Origin of the sequence: Streptomyces violascens, assembly GCF_014649955.1 — a bacterium.
In the GTDB taxonomy this organism is placed as follows: Bacteria; Actinomycetota; Actinomycetes; order Streptomycetales; family Streptomycetaceae; genus Streptomyces; species Streptomyces violascens.
Genome location: NZ_BMUA01000001.1, coordinates 1 through 15,460, shown reverse-complemented (window position 1 = coordinate 15,460; position 15,460 = coordinate 1). Strand labels below are relative to the sequence as shown.

Genomic DNA, 15,460 nt, shown 5'->3' with positions numbered 1-15,460 from the left:
CGGCGGCGGCCCTCACCAGGAAGGTGGGGGGCCGCCGCCGTCTTCCCTGGGAACGCTCAGGCTGACCGGGGGAGAGAGGCGCCAGCCCTCGCGACCGCCTTGTCTGTAGCCGTCTTGGTTGACGCGAGGATCTTGGCCGCTGCTGTAGGTCTGCAATCGGAATGCCCCGTTCCGCTGCGGTGACCTGGGCATATCTGACTGTCTCATTGGGGGGACACGGCACCTCTGTCTCGCGATCTTGTCCCCTGTCTCCACCCAAGCGAAAGGTGATCGCGATGCGTACATGGACGACACGTCCGACCCTGAGGGGCACCTTCGGCATGGTGTCCACAACTCACTGGCTGGCCTCGCAGTCTGCGATGGCGGTGCTGGAGGACGGCGGCAACGCGTACGACGCGGCGGTGGCCGCCGGGTTCGTGCTGCACGTCGTCCAGCCCCACCTCAACGGCCCGGCCGGAGAGGTCCCGATCATTCTGGCTCCCGTGAGCGGGCAGGTCCGGGTGCTGTGCGGACAGGGGCCTGCTCCCGGCGGGGCGACGATGGGGCACTACCGCAGCCTCGGGCTCGATTTGGTTCCCGGCACCGGTCCGTTGGCCGCCGCCGTGCCAGGCGCCTTCGACGCGTGGATGGTACTGCTGCGAGACCACGGCACGAAGCCCCTGGCCGAGGTGCTGAAGTACGCCATCGGCTATGCAGAGCACGGGCATCCTGCCTCGGCAGGTCTCGGCAGGACAATAGAGGCCGTGCGGGAGCTCTTCGAAACGGAATGGACTACATCCGCCGAGCTGTACCTGCCGGCACCACGTCCGGGGGCCCTGTTCAGGAACCCGGCTCTGGCACAGACTTGGCGCACCTTGCTGCGCGAGAGCGCCGGCACGTCCCGAGAGGCCGTGATCGAGGCCGCCCGCAGGATCTGGCGCGAGGGCTTCATCGGCGAGGCCATCGCCGGATTCGCCGCCAAACCCGCCATGGACACCACGGGCCGACGCCACGCCTCGGCTCTCACCGGTGACGACCTGGCTGGCTACGAGGCACACTACGAGTCCCCGGTCAGCTACGACTGGAACGGCTGGACCCTGTGCAAGGCCGGACCCTGGAGCCAGGGACCAGTCTTCCTCCAACAACTCGCGCTCCTGCCCGACGGGTTCGCCTATGACACACCGGACTACCTGCACAGCCTGGTAGAAGGAACCAAGCTAGCCATGGCCGACCGGGAGGCTTGGTACGGCGACGCGGGCGACGTCCCGCTCGCCGACCTGCTGTCCCGGTCCTACAACGACAGGCGGCGCGCCCTGATCGACGGCAAGGCGTCGCATGAGTTGCGTCCCGGCAGCCCGGAAGGCCGCACACCGCGCCTGCCGGATCAACCCTCGCGCGAGTCGAAGACCGGCGACGCATCCAGGCACAGTCTTGGTGCGGGTGAACCGACCGTCAGCTCCGACGGGCTGACCCGGGGGGACACCTGCCACCTCGACGTCGTCGACCGCTGGGGCAACATGGTCGCAGCGACGCCCAGCGGCGGTTGGTTCCAGTCCAATCCGGTGATCCCCGCCCTCGGCTTCCCCCTCGGTACCCGCTTGCAGATGGCCTGGCTGCAGCCGGGCCTGCCCAACTCACTGACCCCCGGACGCCGTCCACGCACCACTCTCTCGCCCTCGCTCGCCCTGCGCGACGGTACCGCGGTGATGGCGTTCGGAACCCCGGGCGGAGACCAGCAGGACCAGTGGTCCTTGCACTTCTTCCTCGCAGTCGCTCTCGGGGGTCTCAGCCTCCAGGCCGCCATCGACGCCCCCAACTGGCACAACAGCAGCTTCCCCAGCTCTTTCCACCCCCGTGCCATGCACGCCGGCAGGCTCACCGTCGAGGCACGGATTGGCGAGGCTCACATCTCCGCACTCCGAGAGCGGGGCCATGACGTCAAAGTGGCCGGCCCCTGGTCGCAAGGACGGCTCTGCGCGGTCGCCCGCGACCCGCAGAGCGGCGTCCTCTCCGCCGCCGCCGACTCTCGCGGAATGCAGGGCTACGCGGTCGGCCGGTAGGACGGCGGACCCGCTCGCGGCACGCGCGCCTCGCATACGGCTCAGCCACTGGTTATGACTGGCCGGGATTCGCCTCAGCGCATGCGGCCGTGGTGATCCGCCATCCGGACATGGGCACGGTATCGATCATGAGCGATACAGGGGATCGGATACCGATCACAGCAGACGGCCGACTCGGTCCTTCCCACCTTCATCCTGGCGTACGCGACCCTGGGTACCTGGAGCGGCGGGGCGCACTCTCCGGACTGGCCCGGGGCCACCTCGTGGGCCACCCTTCGCCCCCGGTCGCCTACACGGACGCAGAGCACGCGACATGGCGTACTGTCCACACCGCGCTGGAACCTGCCCTGCGCGCCCATGCGTGCCAAGAGATCCTGGATGCCCGCGAGGAGGCGTGTATTCCGGCCGACCGGATCCCGCAGCACACCGAGGTCGGGGCGGTCCTCAAAGCCCGGACGGAATTCGATTTCACCCTCGCTGGCGGATTCGTGAACAACCGTAGGTTCTTCGAATCACTCGGACGCGGCTTCTTCCACGCCGTGCAGTTCGTCCGCCATCCCGCCGTACCGCTGTACACGCCGGAACCCGACGTGATCCACGACGTGTTCGGCCATGGCGTGCATCTGGTGTCCCCGCGCTTCGCCGACCTGTACCGCCTCATCGGTCGGACGGCCCAACGACTTCACACCAAGGAAGCCCTCGAACTACTCAGCCGCGTGTACTGGTACACCCTTGAGTTCGGGGTGCTCACCCAGACCGGGCACGTCAAGGCGTACGGTGCGGCGCTGCTTTCCTCATACGGCGAGATCAGGAAACTGCCTCAGTGTGAGATCCGGGCGTGGAACGTTTGCGCCATGGCCAAAACCCCCTACCGCGCCGCGGGATATCAGCCATTCCTGTTTGCCACCCGGTCCCTGAACCATCTCACCGACGCTCTCACCGCGTTCTGCGAGGCATTCGACGACGACACGGGCCCCCGCCTCGGGCTCAGGCCGGTTTCCTCGCCCCACCCGCCGATCAGTTGCCCGACCGGTCCGTCGGAGCCGCGTAATGCGTCGTCGCCGCCCAGTACGAGCCGGTGAAGTGCCGCTGCCCTTGGTACGACGTGAAGCGCCGCACCGGGAGCACCGACTCGAACCGGACCCGGGACACCGCCTCCAGCACGGACTCCGCAGCCCGCCACCCTCACCGTCAGCCCACTCGACATCGACCAGACCCAGCTCCATCGCCACCCCCGGCTTCGCGTACCTGCCGAAAACGACCGTGACAGGTACCGCGAGAACCGGACCAGGAAGGTGAGATCAAACCCCACGTACGGGGCAAACTCTGTCGCTCAGCGTGCGACGCAATGAGAATCCGACAGCGCGAACGAGAACGAGTAAGAATCCGACAGCTTCAATGCGACAGGACAGCGTTCGTCTCACCGCCCTGTCCTTTGGGCCGGACAAAGGCCATGGTCAATGAGAAAGGGACACGCGAGATGCGAACCTACAGTACGGCTCGTACAAGCGAGGGCGGGCGAAAGCCTCGCCGGGGACGATCAGCCAGTGCAGGTCTCTGCGGCCGGGCGGCCAGGCGTGAGCGCGGCCTTCGACCCTGGCGAAGAAGTTGTCCATGCTCAGCTGCCCCTTTCGTACGGCCCCCAACTTCCCGCCGTCACGCTACCCGCGCGGGTGATCTCCTCGAAGGCGTTCCGCCCGCTGCACCCCGGCCTCCGAGGAAGTCGACACGTCCCGCAGACGGCCTGCCCGGGCTTGCCACCGGCACGCCGTACCGTGAGAAGACCGTGCTGCGCCCTGCTATCTCCCGAGGGCGGCCGCCAGCTGGCCAGCCCGTCGGGCGTAGCGAGCCCGGCGGCTCGCTGGTACGCGAACAGCGCCGCCCTCGACGCCTCCGGCAGGCCCTGCCCGCGGTCAGGGCCTGCCGGAAAGCAGTGACGGTCGCGGAACCCCGGGCTCGGGGAAGGGTGATGCCCTGTTGTTGTGCGGTCGGTCCGGGACGGAGGGTCCAGGGCACGGGGCCTGTTCTGGTCAGCCATCCGTTCGAGAGCAGGCGGTGCACGACGAACCCGCGCAGCTGGTAGCTGTGGTGCCACCCCAGCCCATCGCTCAGTTGCTTGAACGAGGGGCCATGCCCGTGTGCTGCCCGGAAGGTCACAGTGAACTCGGCGGCCTGCGGGCCGCGGTCCGGGTTCGCGTCCTTCCACCGTCCATAGGCGTTCTTGGCGGCTTTGGAGAAGAACGCGGCCCCACAGGGGCTCATGAAGGCCTCCGCGGCCCGCTCCACGGGCAGTTCGGACAGGGCGCAGTACTCGACGCTTTCCACGTGCCGGCGCAGCGCGGGTGTGGCTGCGTTCTTCCACTGCTCCCATGCGTCAGCGTCGAACTCGAATCCCTGGGCCACTGCAGACGTGAGTCGGGTTTTCGGGAGCAGGCCCGACAGGTGGCGTACTTGGGGATCCAGACGGAACTGGTCGCCGGAGAGTCCGGCGAGGAAGCCGTTGCGCAGGAGGTCCGGCAGAGCGGCTCGGCAGGCTTCAGGGATGCCGGGCGGAAGCTCGCCGAGAAGCATTCGAGGTGGCGTGGGCTGCGACGAACAGCCCGGCCAGTCGCGCGGCCGACGGCAGTTTCTTGACCGGCTTGGCGGACAAGGTCCGTATGGTCCATCCGGACACACGCGATCGCCGGGTCTTCCCGAAGGGCAGTGGGCGGGGCGCCTCGCCGACCAGATCGGGGACGGTGACGGAGACCGGCGGCGCGGCAGGATCACTGTCGAAGATGGCGTCCCCCATCTGCCGGCCCAGCTCCCGCAGAACATGAACAGCCTCGCGTGGGTCGCTCAGACGCAGAGCGGCAAGATCCTGCCCGGTCACGTTGCCGACGCCGCGGCGTGCAGCCCTGATGGCCATCACGACGGCCAGGAGCTGTGCGTCGGGGCCCGGCAGCTGCAGTGAACCCACGTAGTCCAGCAGCATGCGGGCCGCTTCGCCCTGCTGAGGCGTCAACAGGAAGGGCAGCGGCTGGGCCTTGCCGCCCGGGGCCGCAGTTTTCGTCTTGCTGGGACTACACACGGGCTGGGGCACGCCCCTCCAACGCACCGCGCGGACCGGAGTTACTACTCAAGGCCCGCTCGGACCCTGCCGGTCACGGCCTGTACCTCGGCATCCGCGCTCGGGGTCGGCCACGGGTGTCTCGTGCTGGGGTGTCTCGTCCTCCCGGTCCGGCTCGCTCCAGCCCACCCCATACGGGCCCCGCTCGCCGGGCCGGGTACAGCCGACAAGCGGGGCGTTGCCCTTGGCACGGTGCAGTCCGTAGATCAACGTCATCGACCACCTTCGAGGAAGCGTGCTGAGCCCAGCGATTGTGCCCGGCGTCCTGCCGGTTTCTCGACGCGATTCCGGTCAAACAGTGAGCCCGGTAGGTCATGGATGGAACCCAGCTGCGGATCTCTGTGGCCCATGGATCACGGCGTTCTTGCGTCACTCGCTGGGGTGACCTGGCCTGTGTCTGGCCCAGGCCTTAGGGCCTTCCCGATGGGTCCCGTGACCACCACACAGCTGTCTCGTGAGGTCTGTGTCTGGCCCACCAGACACGCCCCGGCGGCCAAGGCCAATCCCGCCGACAACCAGTGAAACTTGGCCTCCGGCAGCACTCTGGCCTGTCGGTCGACGACCGTGGCGACTTTCCGATCTTGCCGGTGGCGTTCGGCCGGGGCAGCGTGGTTCCCCGCGCCGCATGGCGAGCGGCGTGCCGTCGTACATGGAGGAGTGGCATGGCCGAGCAGTACGTGTATCTCGCGGTGGGCAGGACAGACACACGGATCTTTCGGTTCGATCCGGTGCAGTGGGATGTCCAGGTGTACGACAAGGTAGCGACGTTCCCCGACGGTTACGCCTCCATGGGGAGGCTGGACGATCGGTTATACGCGCTGAGCAAGAACAACCTCGTCATCATCGACCTGGAGAAGGGCGGGGTCCCGGACACCCAGTTCATCCAGGAGTTCGAGGACCAGGGCTGGTTCTGCGGGGATGTCACTCCTGGTGGGAAGACGCTCTTCGCCTGCGCGGGGCCGGGTACACCGGTGTACGAGATCGACCTGAGCAGCGCCACGGCGACCGCGGGCAACGTGGCCGGAGGAGGGCGCTGGGACGACTGGGCCTATCACCCCGTCGACGGTCGCCTCTACGGCGTGGAGGGCGACAACGGCGACCTGCTCTACTTCGACGAGTCGAAGTCGCCCGTGAAGCAGCTCCTCAAGACGGGAGTTTTCCCGCCCGCCGAGCGGAGTGCGAGCGGTGGACGGAAGTCGTACTCAGCCGTCTTCTTCAGCGAGGACGGCATGTTCTACGCCATCGACTCCAAGGGGAACGCGAACGCCCTGGATCTCACGGCGTCGTCCGCGTCCCAGCCGATCACCCCGGATCGGATCGACGCATCGCACCGGCTCAGCAACACGCCCCTGCCGGTGGACGACCTTGAAGTGATGAACGCGGCCGGCATCATCGCGAAGATCACCCCGCTCGACCCGCCGGTCGTCACGGAGCCGCACGACCATGCGCAGTCCGAACCCAATCAGGTGATCAAGGGCACGGTGACCGCTGACGAAGGGATCGACGCGGTCAAGGTGTTCGAGGTGATCGACGACGCGCCCCGGCTCCTGGGTCCAGCGATCCTGACAGGGACCGGCTGGGAGTACCGGCCGGGCCAGCCCTGGCCCGAAGGCGAGCACACCGTTCAGGCCGTGGCCTATATCGGCAGGCGGGACTCGAAGCCCGCCACCGTGACCTTCACCGTCGTGCCGGTCGCGCCGCCGGTGATCAAAGACCCGAAGGACACCACGACGGTCGACGTCGACCAGGTGATCAGCGGCACGATGGCCGACGGAGTGGACAAGGTCAGCCTCTCCGAGGGAGACACAGCCCTGGGCAACGCGGCGCTCGGCACCGGGACATGGACGTACGCTTCCGCGGACGCCTGGTCCGAAGGCGAGCACATCGTCCAGGCTGTTGCGCACAAGGGCGACCGCGAATCCCGGCCGGCGATCGTGCACTTCACTGCCAAGGACCCGAACCTGAAAGTCACGCAGCATCACGAAGGCCACTGGAAGAAGGTCTGGGACAAGGACCCATACATCTACTCCTTCACCCTGACCGTGCAGGCGAAGCGGACCCGGGTGACGCTGTGGACCATCAGCTTCGACGTGCCGGCCAACACCACCGTGGACCCCGACTGGGCGGCGAGGTTCGCCTTCACCGTCGTCAGTGACGGGAGCAACGGCACGGTGGAGCTTCAGAACCAGGACCCGAAACAGACCATCGACCCAGGTTCGCCCCTGCCGCTGAACGTCCAGGTGCTCTTCCCCGGCGAGAACACGGCCTACGAGACCTTGGGTGGTCTCAGCGCGCACGAGGGCAACTAGCCAGGGCGTGTCCGGTGAGTCAGACACAGGCCCACGAGACAGACGCGTGGTAGTCACGCGACCCACCGACAAGCCCTAGCCCCGATGCCGCCCTCCAGAGTGGTGGTGTCGGCAGTCGGTCGAGTGGCGTCGCGTTCGGGCCAGGCCTGCGTGCTTGGCTTGCCCAAGGACAAGGCCGGGCCACGCTGGCGGTTGTCCGGGATAGAAGGACAGCGGTTCACAGCCGCAGCACGAGGTGCTGACAGGCGGCCGAATCCCGGGAGTTGTGACCCGGAGGAAGTGGCAGTGTGCCCCGATATCCCCATCCTGCGTCACGCTCACCCGGTCGTTCAGCAGACGACCGGGACAAAGACAGGCAGGTGGTGAGCCTCGGTGCCACGCGTAAACGGCCAGCTAGCCGCACGCGCGTAGGAGCCGCAAAGCCCCCGTGGCGGCCTTCGGCTACGCGTACGAGCCGGGCCCGACTCTTTGATCGGTCGAAGAGCCGGGCCCGTGCCGTGTCGCGGCCCTCTGCGGGCCTTCCCCACATGACGGCATGTCGGAATCCGCGCCACGGACCATCACCCGGCGCCACAGTGATCGGTGACCTTTCCCTCACCAGCGGGTTGACCACAGCATGAAAAGGATCCTGCCTGTCGCGCTGGCCACCGCCACACTGGCCCTGTGCACCGCCCCCGCGCACGCCAATGCCACCGTCGAGGAAGGCAGAGTCGGCATCCACGTCCAAGGCCACGGCCTGCGCGTCGACACCGTCGACGGCTACATGGACGGCCAACCCGCCGGCACCCGCGCCCAGCTCTACACCCTCGCCGCACGATCAACCCCGCACAACATCACCGGCTGGCAGAACGCCACCCACCACACCTGGGGCCTCACCAAAACCTCAATCGTCCACTGGTACTGGAAAGGCGGACGCACCTTCCCCGACGGAACGAAACTGTGCATCGCCTTCAACAAGGCACCCGGCGACAACCCCTGCGCCATCATCCACCGCTAGCCAGCCGCACCGCCGGCCCGACGGTCAGTACTCCGGGAGCTCTTCGCATCCGCCCTCGCGCACACTGCCCCGGGCACCACCGCGGCTTCACCACACGCCAGCACCGGACACTTCCCCGCCCCGCGGCAGGCTCCTGGTCCATGAACCCCGGCAGATTTCGCGTGACCACCCAGTTCCGACCCGACGGCGCCGGTACCGAGGGCTATTGGAATAACCAGGAGGTGGCCGAGGACAAATTCCCCGGCCAGGTCGGCATCTACGGCTCCGGCGACACGGCGATCCGCCTGGCCGAAGAGACCGCCGACCGCCGGTACGCGGTCATCAAGTCCCGGTCGCAGCAGACCGGCATGGTCCAGGGAGACGTCGCCTAGGACTTGTCCGGCCGATCATGTGACCGCTTCATATCCGGGTCGTTGCTGTGGACATGGGGCGGGGTGATCTGAGAGCAGCACCGGGCGGTTGCTACCCGCTACGACAAGCGCCATTACGCCTACCTCGGCACCGCCACCGCGGCAGCTCTCACGATCCGGCTCCGCACATGATCGACGGGAATGCTCCGTGTCACTGATCCGGCAACGTTCCGCGCTCCCGTAGTCGAGGGTCTGCACCTCACAACAGCGATCGAACCGCCGCTATGCGGGGCGGAGAACGGGATCGATCCCTGCCAGGCTCTCGTGCAGCCGACGGGCCCCCTGGGCAACACGATCGTCAGTGTCGCCCGACATCTCGTCGCAGATCCGTAGCGCCTCGTTCAGATCGTCCGCGAAGATGCTGAAGACATCAACGATCGCGGTGTGGATGTAATCGGCGTGGTTGTCGTTGGCGACTGCCAGCGCGGACGCGACAACGGCTTCTCAGGATGGCTCTAGCTGTGCGAGCCGGCGTTCGAGGGGGGTGCGGTAGGCGAGGGTGACGCGGGTGGTGGCGAGGAAGTTGGTGAGGCGTTCGATTTCCCCATGGATGACGGTGCGGCCGGTGGTGCCGGGGTCGGTGAGGAGGTGGTGGTTGATGTGTCCGTCGGTGTGCTGGGCCCAGGCGCCGATGATGCGGCCGTTCCACCAGAGGGTGGGGCCGATGTTGCCGTTGCGGTCGAAGAGGGCCGGGGCGTGGGCGGGGTCGGTGTACCAGGCGCGGTGGCGCCATCCCATGGAGGTGGGGTCGAGGCTGGGCAGCAGCGCGGCGCCCGGCTCGGGGGACGGGGCGGGTTCGAGGTCCTGGGGCAGGAGGTAGCCGGTTCCTTCGTCGAGTTCGACGGCTTGGGCGCCGGTGGCGGCGATGGCCTTCCGTGTGTGGGTGAGGTTCCAGCCGGTCCACCATGTGAGGTCGTCGGCTGTGGCCGGCCCGAAGGCGGTGAGGTAGTGCCGGGCCAGTTCGGCCCGTGCGTCGGCAGCGGGGAGGGTGGGCAGCGGGGTGGCTGGGGTCCAGCGGAACTGGGCCGAGGTCCATGATCCGACCGGCCGGGAGCGCCGGATGCGGCCTTCGGCGGCGAGGACTCCGAGGATCGTGGCGCTGACGCGCTGGCGGGACTCGTACGGCTTGCCGGGGAAGACGGTCAGCTGCTCGCGCAGGGCGGGCACGTCGGCGGCCAGCTGGGCTGCGGTTGCCTCGCCGCGTGCGGCGAGGGCGGCGAGTGTGTCCTGTTCCACGGCGGTGTAGTGGCGTTGGTCCCAGCCGAGGGCCTTCGACAGCTTGTCGCCCGCTTCGGTACGGAGGCGGCCGGTGTCCTGGGCGGTCGCGGAGCGTATGTCGGGGGCGAGGTGGGTGGGGACGACGAACATGGTGCGGCGCATGCACCGGATCCGCTCCAGCGCGGGCGCGCCGACCGGCCGGTCGTGGAGGGCGTGGTCGATGGCTTCGATGCTGGGGGTGTGCATGCGGGCTGCCACGGCGAGGTAGACGGTGGCGGGATCGGTGGCGTGCAGGCCGATGAGGGCCTGGGCCACCTCGTGCGCGGTCTGCATGCGCACCGAAGGCGCGAGGAGGTGTCGGCGGACGAGGCGGGCGCGGCGCTGGTCGGCGGTGATACGGGGCAGTGCGGTCATGGGTCAGCGGGCCTGGTGGATGCAGAAGGGCTGTCCGGAGGGGTCGAGCAGGACGGTCCAGTGGTCGCCGCCAGGCTGGTGGGCGGGCTTGGTGGCCCCGATCTGGAGCAGCTGCTCTTCCGCGGCCCGGACGTCGCTGAAGGTCAGGTCCATGTGGAAGGGCAGGTCGTCTTCTGGCCAGTTGGGGGCGGCGAACGCTTTAGAGGTGTAGAAGAGGTACATCGAGGGGCCGATGGTGAAGGCGCAGGCGGCGGGTTCGCCCTGTTCGCCGGGGTAGGTCTCGCTGACCTTGGTGCCGAGGGCGGTGGCGTAGAACTCGGCGAGGGCGCGGCCGTCGCGGGCCCACATCGCGTGGCACATGATCGTGCCGTCCAGGGGTGCCGGGCTGGTGCGGGTCACAGGTTCTCCATCTCGTTGCCTGGCTTTTGGGGAGCCAGGGGCGGAACGGCAGGGGCTGGCGCTCGACCCGGCCGACGGCGGCCGGGTCACTGAGCACAGGGTCCGGCGAGGCGATGCCGACAGGTGGGGGTGGGTTGGGTCAGCGGACGACTTTGATGCCGAAGTGGCCACCGAACTGCTGGCCGAGGCCGAAGCCGATGGCGGAGTGCATGTGGGCGTACATCTCCATGCCGCGGGCACACACCAGCGGGCCGAGGTCGAGGATGTCGCTCCAGCCGTAGGACTTCAGCAGGTCGGTGGCCTCCTGCTTGGCGTCGGTGTGGTCGCCGGCGACGAACATGGTGTGGTCGCCACCGCCGACGGACTGCGGGTCTACGACGGTGGTCTGTTCCTGGGTGACGAAGCTCTTGACGACCTTCACGTCGGGCAGGGCCCGCTGGATCTGCTCGGCGAGGCTGTCGGTGTCGCACGGGTCCAGCTTCGGCATGACGCCCCAGGGCGTGGGCCAGGGGTGCTCGCTCTGGTGCTGGTAGATGTAGGGGACGGCGTAGTCGACCAGGGTCTTGCCCGCCAGCTGGTCGGCGATGGCGGTCAGGGCGGCCACCGCGTTGTGGCCGTCGATGCCGCTGATCACCAGGCCGTCGGAGGCGGCTGCGGCGTCACCGAAGGTGTGCAAGGTGATGCCGGGGTGCTGAGCGAGGAACTCCTTGAACGGCGGGGTGCCCATCATGTCGGGCTCCGTGCGGGCCAGCGTGGCCTCGGGGTCGCGGGTGCCGACGTGCACCTGGTGACCGAGTCCGGCGAGCCTGGCGATGTGGGCGCGGGCACCGGCACCAGTACCGAGAACAGCGATCTTCATGGGGAAACCTCCTGGTTTGTTCCATGCGGACCCAGCCCACGCTAAGAGGCTTTGAGGACAAGACGTGTCCTTTGACACGGGCATCATGGAATTCATGACGAGCGACATGACCGCCCGCATGCTGCGGCTGCTGTCCCTGCTGCAGACCCGCCGCGAATGGTCCGGCGCCGACCTCGCCGACCGCCTGGACGTGACCGTCCGCACCGTCCGCCGCGACATCGACCGCCTGCGCGACCTGGGCTACCCCGTCGACAGCGCCCGCGGCCACGCCGGCGGCTACCGGCTCGCCGCCGGCACCGACCTGCCGCCCCTGCTCCTCGACGACGACGAGGCTGTCGCCCTCGCTGTCGCCCTGCGCACCGCGGCAGGCGGGCTGACCGGCATCGAGGAGAGCGCCCTGCGGGCCCTGGCCAAACTAGAACAGGTCCTGCCCCACCGTCTGCGGACCCAGGTCGCCGCCCTCCAGCAGTCGGTCACCGGAATCGCCTGGGAGAGCCGCGGACCGCGCGCGGCCACGACGCTCCTGGGCACCCTCGCCGTAGCCTGCCGCGACCACGAGATCATCACCTTCGACTACACCACCCGCGCCCGCACCAGTACCCCGCGCCGTGTCGAGCCGCAGCACCTCGTCGCCTCCGGCGACCTGTGGTACCTCCTCGCGCACGACATTGGCCGGGACGACTGGCGCATCTTCCGCCTGGACCGCATCACCGGCGTCACGCTCACCGGCCGCCGCGTCCCCGCCAGACACCTGCCCGGCGGCGACCCCGCCGCCTTCGTCGCCGCCCGCCTCTCCGCCGCCCCCACCCGCCACCGCGCCGTCGCCACGGTCCACGCCCCCGCCGACCACGTCCGCGCCCACACCCGCAACCTGGCCACCCGCATCCGTCCCCTCGACCAGACCACCTGTCTCGTCGATGCCTCGGACGACTCCCTCACCCGCATCGCCCAGACCCTGGCCGGCCTCCCCGCCGACTACAGCCTCGATGCCGACCCCGACGTCCTCGACCACCTCCGCGCCACCGCCCACCGCACCCTGCACGCCACGCACTGAACACCCACCCGCCGGCCAGGTCGTCGGCCCGGCCAGATACGCCCCCGAACTCACTCACCAGAACTGGTCCAACAGGCCCTGTCCGCGCGCTGGTTGTCGGCCATCCCGCGCAGATCTTCCTTCCCGCTCTGCCCGGGCATGACATGCTGCACCCGCCTCGGGGTCGGCGGCCGGCCCTATGCCGCGTGACGGAATGCTGCGCCCCGGGGCCACGCGCCCCCGCGACGAGCACTCTGCTCCACTGCCCGGCACCGCCCCAGCCCCGGTGGCTCGCCGGGCGCGAACATCGCGGATCTCCGTTGGCACCTTTCGAGTCGGCTCCTCACGGATTCGGCAGCCTTGGCGAGCACGCACACGCGTCCGGACCCGATGGTGAGCGAGAGAGGTGGCGGAGGGGGGCGGACGGGCCCCCGACGACTCACACCAGCAGTCCCCCGCGTGCTCGTGCGAGCCGTGTTCCGGTCTGGAGGCTCTGGACCTAACGACGCTGCCTGGGCCGCCGGGCCCTCGGATGGTGCTTCAACGTTCCTGCCCGTACTCGTCGTTCTCGTCGCCAGTGTCCTGCACCTGCTGGGCGTTCTGCTGCTCCTCCGCGTCGTCCTTGCCATCCTGGTCTGAGAACAGCTGCTTTTTGAACTTCTGCTGCTCCTGGTACTCGCTGTTCATGCTCATGGTGATGTCCTCCTCGACGTTCGCTTCCCCCGCCTCCGACTCCAGGAACTCACGATCCGGGCGACTCGGCGCTCGCCACTCGGCATCCGGGTGACACGAGCGAGGTGGGCGCCGGCCGACCGGGACACGGTCACCGACCTCTCGTGTGGCGTGACCAGCCCTCCCATCCCCCGCTGTGCCGCCAGACGTACGGCTGGGCCTTTCCGCAGGCCGCTTCCCTCATTAGACAGACGAGCCTCCGTCCCGGGAACGTCCTGAACCTGACCGCAGAAGTCCAGGACGGTCAGCCTGCGGCGCTCGACCAGGCTCTCGAAGCCGTGCCCGCGGCCCGTCGACCCCCGGCGCGATCAGCTCGTCGAACGCACAGCGGTGAGACCACACGCACTCCAGACCAGGACCCGTCATGCCCCAGCGCACCGCGTGCAACGTCACGAGAACGGAGAACGTGGAAAAAGGACCTGCTCAGAGCATTCCACCCGCTACCCTGCGCGCCAACTGTCGCGCTCAGTCTCAGCTGGGCTGTCCCGTCTCGCTGAAGGCTGAGCAGTCTCATCGAAACTTGAGCAGGGATACGCCTCCGTGAGGGGCTGTTCATAACTCAGCCAGCTCTGCTTGGGGTTGGACAACTCCGCTTTTGCCCCTGACTCCTCACTCACTCCCAGGCCCCAAGTCCTGTCCGGTTCATGGCTAGAAATGAACCAAGCGAGATTTGGCCAAGCTTGTGAATCACATCCCGGATGCGAATGGTCTTGGCAGGATTGCGCGTGTCCCGCCGGGTGTTGGGCCAGCAGCCCTGCCCGGCGAAGGGGCTTCATGCTGTGTCGTCCGCGGAGGGGAAGTCGAATGGCGAACGAGCTCAAGTACGGCGACCAGATCCACTTGCAGAACGGGTACAACGGCTGGCAGGGCGGATACCTCGACACCATCAACAACAGCCCCACAGCCGGCCTCAAGCACAACGTGCGCACCGCCGACAGCCCGGACCGCGGCAAGGGCACGGGTACGTGGGAGCTCATCTCCGCCTCGGGCAAGGCGGCAGGACAGCCCGTCCTTAGCGGCGACCTGGTCCACCTGCGCAACCTCTACGCCGGGGACGGCGGCTACCTCGACACCGCCAACCACGCCACTGACGTACAGAAGGCCTCCGGCGGGAAGTACGACGTGTCCACCGCGGAGTCCAAGGACCGCACCCCGGGCAGCGGTCGCTGGCGGATCTTCGCCCAGACCTCCACCCCCGGCGACCAGAACGTCCGGGCCGGCGACGTGGTCCACCTGTGGAACACCTACGACGACAACGGCGGCTTCCTGGAGACCAACCAGAACGCCACCGACGGCGACAAGCTCGACGTCTGCACCAACGCCTACTACAACCGCGGCAGCAACGTCGCCGACTGGAAAATTCACAAGGCATAAACCCGAGCCCCACAGCTCACGAGCCCCGGCGGACATCGACCGCCGGGGCTCGCCCCGTCCCATGACCGGTCGGACGGAGTAGCAGACGACTCCCCTGATGCCAAGAAAGCCCGAATCCTGCCGACAACCATCGCATCAGTGATCACCCGGCCCCTCGCCCACTGCCACAACGCCCTGACCTGCGTACTTAACCTTCGATGAGACGAACTGCAATCCATCAGGAATCGGTGAGATTCGCTCAACGTTCCCTACGTTGTTCTGCGGGACCGGGCGAGCCTTTCGTATGGTTCTCCCACCCAGGGGCGTCGGGTGTGGCTTTCAATCTTCTGCCGCTTGTGGCTTTCATCGATTGGCCGCCCGACGCCCCACGACGACTCGGCTGCCAATGAGGAATTGCGAATGATCGCTCCGTAGGGAATCGACAGCGAGGTCGTCCGTCGGGAGGCACCAGCAACACCACCGCACGGAGGCACCACATGGCTGCGATCTGGGCCGGTATCGACGCAGGCAAGACCCACCACCACTGGTGCGACCTGCAAAGCCTCTCCGCATGAGCGGATGACAGAC

12 protein-coding genes are annotated in these 15,460 nt (G+C 68.1%); 7 read left to right on the top strand and 5 right to left on the bottom strand.

The genetic code is table 11. The features are described 5' to 3' along the window. Positions 1 to 275: 275 nt before the first annotated feature. Together IE206_RS00060 and IE206_RS00055 are read left to right on the top strand one after the other, a co-directional pair. Positions 276 to 2,039 carry a gamma-glutamyltransferase family protein gene (locus tag IE206_RS00060; RefSeq protein ID WP_189959287.1) on the top strand — a complete coding sequence of 588 codons (1,764 nt, stop codon included), beginning with the start codon at positions 276 to 278 and terminating at the stop codon, positions 2,037 to 2,039. Between the two features lie 89 nt (positions 2,040 to 2,128). Next, positions 2,129 to 3,121, top strand: coding sequence for a phenylalanine 4-monooxygenase (locus IE206_RS00055; RefSeq protein WP_226599082.1), 993 nt, complete (start codon positions 2,129 to 2,131; stop codon positions 3,119 to 3,121). Between the two features lie 1,454 nt (positions 3,122 to 4,575). Here IE206_RS00055 and IE206_RS42245 read toward each other — a convergent pair. Then, on the bottom strand, positions 4,576 to 5,013 hold the full coding sequence (locus IE206_RS42245; protein WP_226599083.1) for a hypothetical protein: 438 nt from the start codon (positions 5,011 to 5,013) through the stop codon (positions 4,576 to 4,578). A gap of 797 nt (positions 5,014 to 5,810) precedes the next feature. Between IE206_RS42245 and IE206_RS00045 the strand changes: the two genes are divergently transcribed. The 3 genes from IE206_RS00045 to IE206_RS00035 all read left to right on the top strand — a co-directional run bounded on the left by IE206_RS00045 (position 5,811) and on the right by IE206_RS00035 (position 8,825). After that, positions 5,811 to 7,457, top strand: a complete 1,647-nt coding sequence (locus IE206_RS00045) for an Ig-like domain-containing protein (RefSeq protein WP_189959285.1) — start codon at positions 5,811 to 5,813, stop codon at positions 7,455 to 7,457. A 616-nt stretch (positions 7,458 to 8,073) separates the two neighbouring features. Next, positions 8,074 to 8,454, top strand: a complete 381-nt coding sequence (locus IE206_RS00040; protein ID WP_189959283.1) for a hypothetical protein — start codon at positions 8,074 to 8,076, stop codon at positions 8,452 to 8,454. A 161-nt stretch (positions 8,455 to 8,615) separates the two neighbouring features. Further along, positions 8,616 to 8,825 (top strand): hypothetical protein, encoded by a 210-nt coding sequence (locus IE206_RS00035; RefSeq protein WP_189959281.1) that lies wholly within the window; start codon positions 8,616 to 8,618, stop codon positions 8,823 to 8,825. 483 nt (positions 8,826 to 9,308) lie between these two features. Here the strand turns inward: IE206_RS00035 and IE206_RS00030 are convergent, their stop codons facing one another. The 3 genes from IE206_RS00030 to IE206_RS00020 form a co-directional block, all read right to left on the bottom strand. Continuing rightward, positions 9,309 to 10,496: a winged helix DNA-binding domain-containing protein gene (locus IE206_RS00030; protein WP_189959279.1), complete on the bottom strand. Its 1,188-nt coding sequence runs from the start codon at positions 10,494 to 10,496 to the stop codon at positions 9,309 to 9,311. 3 nt (positions 10,497 to 10,499) lie between these two features. Further along, positions 10,500 to 10,895, bottom strand: a complete 396-nt coding sequence (locus IE206_RS00025) for a VOC family protein (protein ID WP_226599084.1) — start codon at positions 10,893 to 10,895, stop codon at positions 10,500 to 10,502. 139 nt (positions 10,896 to 11,034) lie between these two features. After that, entirely contained in the window at positions 11,035 to 11,754 is a 720-nt protein-coding gene (locus IE206_RS00020) for an NADPH-dependent F420 reductase (protein WP_189959278.1), read from the bottom strand. Between the two features lie 94 nt (positions 11,755 to 11,848). On the opposite strand from IE206_RS00020, the gene IE206_RS00015 reads away from it, so the two are divergent. Further along, a complete protein-coding gene (locus IE206_RS00015) occupies positions 11,849 to 12,808 on the top strand; it encodes a helix-turn-helix transcriptional regulator (RefSeq protein WP_189960695.1) in 960 nt (319 codons plus the stop codon). Positions 12,809 to 13,327: 519 nt separating this feature from the next. Here the strand turns inward: IE206_RS00015 and IE206_RS00010 are convergent. Then, positions 13,328 to 13,480 carry a hypothetical protein gene (locus IE206_RS00010; RefSeq protein ID WP_189959276.1) on the bottom strand — a complete coding sequence of 51 codons (153 nt, stop codon included), beginning with the start codon at positions 13,478 to 13,480 and terminating at the stop codon, positions 13,328 to 13,330. Between the two features lie 843 nt (positions 13,481 to 14,323). On the opposite strand from IE206_RS00010, the gene IE206_RS00005 reads away from it, so the two are divergent. Beyond that, positions 14,324 to 14,893 (top strand): hypothetical protein, encoded by a 570-nt coding sequence (locus tag IE206_RS00005; protein ID WP_189959274.1) that lies wholly within the window; start codon positions 14,324 to 14,326, stop codon positions 14,891 to 14,893. The last annotated feature ends 567 nt before the right edge of the window (positions 14,894 to 15,460 follow it).

Bases quoted from the DNA above. Each gene is read 5' to 3' on its own strand.
- IE206_RS00045 (WP_189959285.1), top strand. From the start codon at position 5,811: ATGGCCGAGCAGTACGTGTATCTCGCGGTGGGCAGGACAGACACACGG.
- IE206_RS00005 (WP_189959274.1), top strand. From the start codon at position 14,324: ATGGCGAACGAGCTCAAGTACGGCGACCAGATCCACTTGCAGAACGGG.
- IE206_RS00030 (WP_189959279.1), bottom strand. From the start codon at position 10,496: ATGACCGCACTGCCCCGTATCACCGCCGACCAGCGCCGCGCCCGCCTC.
- IE206_RS00020 (WP_189959278.1), bottom strand. From the start codon at position 11,754: ATGAAGATCGCTGTTCTCGGTACTGGTGCCGGTGCCCGCGCCCACATC.
- IE206_RS00060 (WP_189959287.1), top strand. From the start codon at position 276: ATGCGTACATGGACGACACGTCCGACCCTGAGGGGCACCTTCGGCATG.
- IE206_RS00015 (WP_189960695.1), top strand. From the start codon at position 11,849: ATGACGAGCGACATGACCGCCCGCATGCTGCGGCTGCTGTCCCTGCTG.
- IE206_RS00040 (WP_189959283.1), top strand. From the start codon at position 8,074: ATGAAAAGGATCCTGCCTGTCGCGCTGGCCACCGCCACACTGGCCCTG.
- IE206_RS42245 (WP_226599083.1), bottom strand. From the start codon at position 5,013: ATGCTGCTGGACTACGTGGGTTCACTGCAGCTGCCGGGCCCCGACGCA.
- IE206_RS00010 (WP_189959276.1), bottom strand. From the start codon at position 13,480: ATGAGCATGAACAGCGAGTACCAGGAGCAGCAGAAGTTCAAAAAGCAG.